Source organism: Hymenobacter translucens, assembly GCF_020685205.1.
Taxonomy (GTDB): domain Bacteria; phylum Bacteroidota; class Bacteroidia; order Cytophagales; family Hymenobacteraceae; genus Hymenobacter; species Hymenobacter translucens.
This window is the reverse complement of record NZ_JAJERB010000017.1, coordinates 1-5415: the sequence shown is the minus strand read 5'-3', so window position 1 is coordinate 5415 and position 5415 is coordinate 1. Positions and strand designations below refer to the sequence as shown.

Below are 5415 nucleotides of genomic sequence, written 5' to 3'. Positions count from 1 at the left end.
GGTTGCGCGTACGTGCGGGGAGCCGTACCTTGTGGGCCTAGTCCACATCGTTCAACGGTTTCGCGCAAGATGTGTTTCCTGAATCGCGCTTCGCGCAATTCAGGAAACCCGTTCGCCCGTTGGGCTCACTACACTTGCCCCTTCGGGGACCTCCCTATGGCAGACCTAGCAGCTCCTGATTCACCTCCCCACCGCCCCCGAAAAGGAGGCCGGAAGGCCGGCCCGTTGGCCGAAAAACAGCGCCACGTCGTGAGCGTCCGGCTCACGGACGCGGAGCACGAGCGCCTGACCCGTGAGGCCGAGCGGTATCAGCTGAGCCAGGGGGAAGTGCTGCGGTCGGTGTGGCGCAAGCAGAACACGGCCACGAAACTGCAGGCCCCGCCGACGCCGGAGGAAGCGCGGCAGCTGGCGCAGCTGGCCGGCATGGCGGCGAACCTGAACCAGCTCACCAAGCTGGCCCACCTGGGCCAGGACCAGCGCAGCGGGGCCACGACGGTACTCGGGCAGATGCACCAGCTGCTGAAGCGGCTCACGGGCGAAGGGGCATGATTGGAAAAGTGAAGGTGAACCAGTCGTTCGGGGCGATGTGTGCCTACGTGCTGCAGGAGAAGGCCCCCGGCAAAGGGGCCGAAGTGCTGGCCGCGCACGGGGTGCGCACGGACAGCGCCGCGCACATGGCGGCGGACTTTGACGCGGTGCGGGCCATGCGTCCCGGATTGGGAAAAGCGGTGCTGCACGTGGCGCTGGCCTTTCCGGTCGAGGAAAAGGAGAAGCTGACCAATGAGGTCATGGGCCGTATTGCCCAGGACTACCTAAAAGGGCTGCGAATCGACCCGGAGAACACGCAATGGGCCGTGGTGCGGCACCAGGACAAAACCCACCCGCACATGCACCTGGTGGTGAACCGGGTGGATCTGGACGGGCAGACAGTGAGTGACCAGTTTATCCGCTCCCGGAGCGTGGACGTGTGCAAGGGCATCGAGCAGGACTACGGACTGATTGTGGCCGACCAGGTAGGGCACCGGCAGGCCCGCGAAATCGGGCCGACCCCCAAGCAGCAGCAGGCCACGACCCCGAAGGAGCAGCAGTCGGCCGACTGGAGCCGCGCCCGCCAGGAGATTGGCCGCGCCCTGAGCTACACGGCGGGCCAGGCCCGCAGCTTCGACGAGCTGCGCGAGGCGCTGCGCCCGCGAGGCATCGAGCTGGAGCTGACGCGGCGCAAGGACGGGAGCCCGGCCGGGGTGGTGTTTGCCCAGGACGGGCACCGGGTGAAGGGCAGCCAGGTGGGCCGGGCGTACAGCGCGGGGAATCTGGAAGCAGGCTTTGCCAAGGCCCGCGAGCTAGGCCACGACCCGGCCCAGCAATGGCAGCAGCTGGGCCAGGATTACGCGCTGGCCAAGCTGGCGGCCGAGTACGCCCAGGCCAAGCAGCGGCAGGCCCAGCAGCAGCTGAGCCAGCAGCCATCCCAAGGCCTAGGGATGGGAGATTAACTTTTCAGCAACGACCGATGCAGGAGCTATTGGAAGATATTAACGCGCTACGGCGGGGTATTGAGACGCTGAACAAGCGCAGCTTGGAGCAGGGCCGGCCGGTGAGCCGGGCCGAGCTGGACGAGGTGCTGGCCACGGTGAAGCAGGAAGTGCGCTTTACCATCAACTACCAGGGCGTAGCGGAGGCCATCCAGCCGCACCTGGCCACGCCGGCGAAGGTGGAAAAGACGCTCACCACGGGCACGGCGCAGCTGCAGCAGGTGATTGACCGGATTCCGCGTAGCGTGCCCGTGGTGGGGGAAGTCTGGGGCTTTACCCATGTGCGGCTGGGGGTGGGGGTGGTGGCCCTGCTGCTGATGCTGACCAGCCTGAGCACCTACCTCTGGAAAGAGAAGGCCGCAGCCGAGGCGCAGGTAGCGCAGCTGCAGCAGGAGCAGGCCCAGAAAAAGCGGGCGCTGGAGTGGCTGACGAAGGGCTATTGGGACCTGAAACGGGACAATCCGAAGGTGGTCAAAAAGTATTTCCCACAGTAGGGCTTTTAGAGGTCTTCTCAGGAAACGGAGAATACAGCACGTTAAGCGCCCACAAGCCGCGTCCTGAGCACAGAGAAGGAACAGTCAACCGTTTACCTTACGTACCCTAAGCCGTCTCATTCATTCCTTGTTCTATGTCCGATTCCCGTTTTTCCCGCCGTGACTGGCTCAAAACCACGGCGCTGGCCACCACGCCGCTGCTGCTAGGCCCCTTGCCCTCCTTCGCCGAAGCCCCGGCCCCCGGCAACACCCCGCCGCTGAGCGCGGCCGACATTGCCGCCATCGAGGCCGCGATGGGCAAGAAAGGGGCCTACGTTGAAGCGCAGGCCACGCACAGCACCCCGTTGCCGCGCAACGACTTGAAGGTGACCATCAAGGGGGAGCCGGTGCCCATTGCCTTTGGTTTTGGCGGGTGGGTGGCCATCAAGCACACGCTGGACGGCAAATCGGCCATGCTCATGAGCGACACGGTGCTGCTGCAGGAGGAAGTCAACCCGCTCATGTCGGCCGCGCTGGCCCAGGGGCTGGAAATCGGGGCCGTACACAACCACTTCTTTTACGAGGAACCGCGCATCTTCTACATGCACATTCACGGCATGGGTGCCCCGGCCGAGCTGGCCCGCAAGTTTGCCGCCGCGCTCAAGGACTCCAAGTTGCTGCCGGCCAACCAGCCGAAGCCCAGCGGCGGCACCCCGGCCGCGCAGGCGGGCAACAACGCTACGTCGGCCCCCGGCCCGCCCACCGGCAAGGAGCTGTTTGATATTCCGGCGCTCGACAAAGTGGTGCAGTACCAGGGCACGGTGAACGGCCCCACCTACAAGTATACCGTGGGCCGAGCGGACCTGCAATCGGTGATGATGGGCACGGAAATGACCGCCGCCATTGGCCTGAACTCGTGGGCCGCGTTCGCCGGCAAGCAAGCTGACGCGCATGTGGCCGGCGACATTGCTATGCTGGAGCACGAAGTAAACCCGGTTATAAAGGCCCTGCGCGCCCACAATCTGGAGGTCGTGGCCGTGCACAACCACATGCTGTTTGACCAGCCGCGCATGATGTTCCTGCACTACTACGGTCGCGGCCCCGCCGCGCAGCTGGCTACCGGCTTCCGTGCCGCCCTCGACCAGTTGGGCAAGGGCAAAGCGGGCATGAAGATGAAGCACTGACGCGCCGGTAAATCGACCCCGTTTTTTAGGGGCCTAAACCGGAAAAGTACCACGCGCCGGCACCGGGGGCGGTGGGGAGCAAAACCGCACGGATTCCAAGATTGCTCCTATAAGCTACATTATGTTAAGGGATAAAACCGGGATGACGGACCCGCTTTTTGCACTCTCCCCACTGCCCCCTAAATCCTATCTGACTAGCCTACCAGCGGAGCCGGTAGGGCCGGGACGAAGTCGTCAAATACCTCGTAGCTGATGATTTTGTAACGACGGGCGTAGGCCCGCAGGTGCACGGCAATAATCCGCTCTCTGGTGGCACGATCGGAGCCCGGGGTGTACTCGATGACCATCATCCGCTTTTCGGCTTCCTGAGCCATCAAGAAGTGGCACGGAATGGCTTGTTGCTCGGCCTCGGTGAGGTGCACCGCGTTGCCGGGCTTCAAAACGACGAGTTCGAGGTAGATTTTTTGGCGCATCGGAGGGAGGGGCTCAGGCGGGCTTAGGGGCTTTGGCCGCGACCAGGCCCAGGCGCACGAGCAGCAGCCCGCCCGGATTGCGCGAGGCTTTGACCTTGCCCGTTTTCAGGTCGTGGTTGTAGCGGTTCACTTCCGCGACGTGGGCCGCACTGGCCAGGATGGTAGCCCGGTGTTTGGGGTCGGTGATGCGCAGCTCGTCCAAGATGCGGGCGGCGTTGTCGAAGTGGCTTTGTTGAACGCCAGGCACGTCCTGAACAGTGGTTACTAAGTCGAAGGGAATGGTTTCCGCTAAGGCTTGCCGCTTGATGGTAAAGACGATGTTTTTGTAGGTTCTAACCCGTTTTTCAAGCTTATAGCTGATGTGCAATTCAGTATGCTCATTGATTTGCTTTACGGCCACATCCAGCACACTTTCCCGAAAATCACTCATCCTGATAGCTTTATCCTTGCCTTTGTCATCAAGCAAGCCCAGCATCATCTTGAACTCCTGAATGTCATACTTTTTGGATTCGCCCTGGTCTTTCCACTGACTGCAATACTGATAAATCCGCTTAGCATACTTGCTAGTGAGGCGCAGTGCCGAAGCCAATTCATAGCTAGTGAAGTTCTCTTTCAGGTCAAATAGATAGGGGGTAATGTCCTCTGTGAGCTTGATTTCAATGATTCCTTGCCCAAGTAGGTAGTCCACACGCTGGAACATCCAGAGTTGCCGGTACCGGGTTTCGGTTTGCACCTCAAAGACACGGCTACCCATGTCAGCAGTCGCCTTATGGAGATAGGCAGCGTTATATTTTTTGCCAGTTAATGAGGATAAATCCTTGATGTTCAATTCATAAACCCTGTCCTGCTGGTCTTTTCGGAGCTTAGAGATAAGAAAGAACAGCAAATCAAGCTGCAGCTCCGAATACTCGTACCGAGCATTGGTTAAAGCATTGTGTTGGCGAACTTCTAGGTCCTTGCTCATAGTGTCCTAATGGCTGATTACTGGGCAATTATAAGAAAGAAACGGGTATCGTATTCGGATTCCGTTTTTAAATTCCGTTTCTCACCCACTAAAACCCGTTTTCAAACCCACTAAAACCCGTTTCTCACCCACTAAAACCCGTTTCTCACCCACTAAAACCCGTTTCTCACCCACTAAAACCCGTTTTTAAGTGTCATAAATAGCTGTAAATCAACATGAAAGCAGCCCCTCAAATAAGACAAATAAGCTCAAATACACCAATTGTTGTTTCGCGCGAGGCAAAAAAGCTTCTAGGGCTTGTTCGAGAGTACAACGGCGCGAGCAAAACAAAAACAGCAAAAGTCCTAGAGGCCAGTGACTTGCGAGCATTCAATAAAGTATATATTATTGGTAATCAACGGTTTATAAACCTTATTGTTGAGCTTATGTGCTGCTTTGAACTCCGGAATACTGTGCCCACAGAAACGGTAGCAGCTAAGGCCACAGGTCAGGAAAGGAGTACAAGAGGGGAAAGCAAGCGCACCGGGACAGGAGGCAATGACCAGGTGGGAGAAGGTGGCCAGATGGGGCAGCTGGAGGCGAGAGCAAGGTGGCCACGTTGCCGGCAGGGGAGCACCAGAAGTAGGAGGCAGGAGGTAACCGGAAGGGTGCAAGAGTTGGAACGGAAACCAACGGTAAAACCAACTGGGAGGCGCAGCGAAAAGAGTGGGCCAGGGGTTGCGCGTACGTGCGGGGAGCCGTACCTTGTGGGCCTAGTCCACATCGTTCAACGGTTTCGCGCAAGATGTGTTT

The 5415-nt window shown here is 59.5% G+C and carries 6 protein-coding genes; 4 read left to right on the top strand and 2 right to left on the bottom strand.

What is annotated here, in order from left to right:
* The first annotated feature begins 156 nt into the window (after positions 1 to 156).
* The 4 genes from LJY25_RS21075 (at position 157) to LJY25_RS21060 (ending at position 3186) form a co-directional block, all read left to right on the top strand.
* Positions 157 to 549, top strand: coding sequence for a plasmid mobilization protein (locus LJY25_RS21075; protein ID WP_183405622.1), 393 nt, complete (start codon positions 157 to 159; stop codon positions 547 to 549).
* Entirely contained in the window at positions 546 to 1490 is a 945-nt protein-coding gene (locus LJY25_RS21070; protein WP_111480864.1) for a relaxase/mobilization nuclease domain-containing protein, read from the top strand. The genes LJY25_RS21075 and LJY25_RS21070 overlap by 4 nt, the downstream gene beginning before the upstream one ends.
* A gap of 17 nt (positions 1491 to 1507) precedes the next feature.
* Positions 1508 to 2023: a hypothetical protein gene (locus tag LJY25_RS21065; RefSeq protein WP_111480863.1), complete on the top strand. Its 516-nt coding sequence runs from the start codon at positions 1508 to 1510 to the stop codon at positions 2021 to 2023.
* A 134-nt stretch (positions 2024 to 2157) separates the two neighbouring features.
* Positions 2158 to 3186, top strand: a complete 1029-nt coding sequence (locus tag LJY25_RS21060) for a DUF1259 domain-containing protein (RefSeq protein WP_111480862.1) — start codon at positions 2158 to 2160, stop codon at positions 3184 to 3186.
* Positions 3187 to 3380: 194 nt separating this feature from the next.
* Here the strand turns inward: LJY25_RS21060 and LJY25_RS21055 are convergent, their stop codons facing one another.
* Positions 3381 to 3659: a hypothetical protein gene (locus LJY25_RS21055; protein ID WP_111480861.1), complete on the bottom strand. Its 279-nt coding sequence runs from the start codon at positions 3657 to 3659 to the stop codon at positions 3381 to 3383.
* Between the two features lie 13 nt (positions 3660 to 3672).
* Positions 3673 to 4623 carry a RepB family plasmid replication initiator protein gene (locus LJY25_RS21050; RefSeq protein ID WP_183405621.1) on the bottom strand — a complete coding sequence of 317 codons (951 nt, stop codon included), beginning with the start codon at positions 4621 to 4623 and terminating at the stop codon, positions 3673 to 3675.
* Positions 4624 to 5415 lie beyond the last annotated feature (792 nt).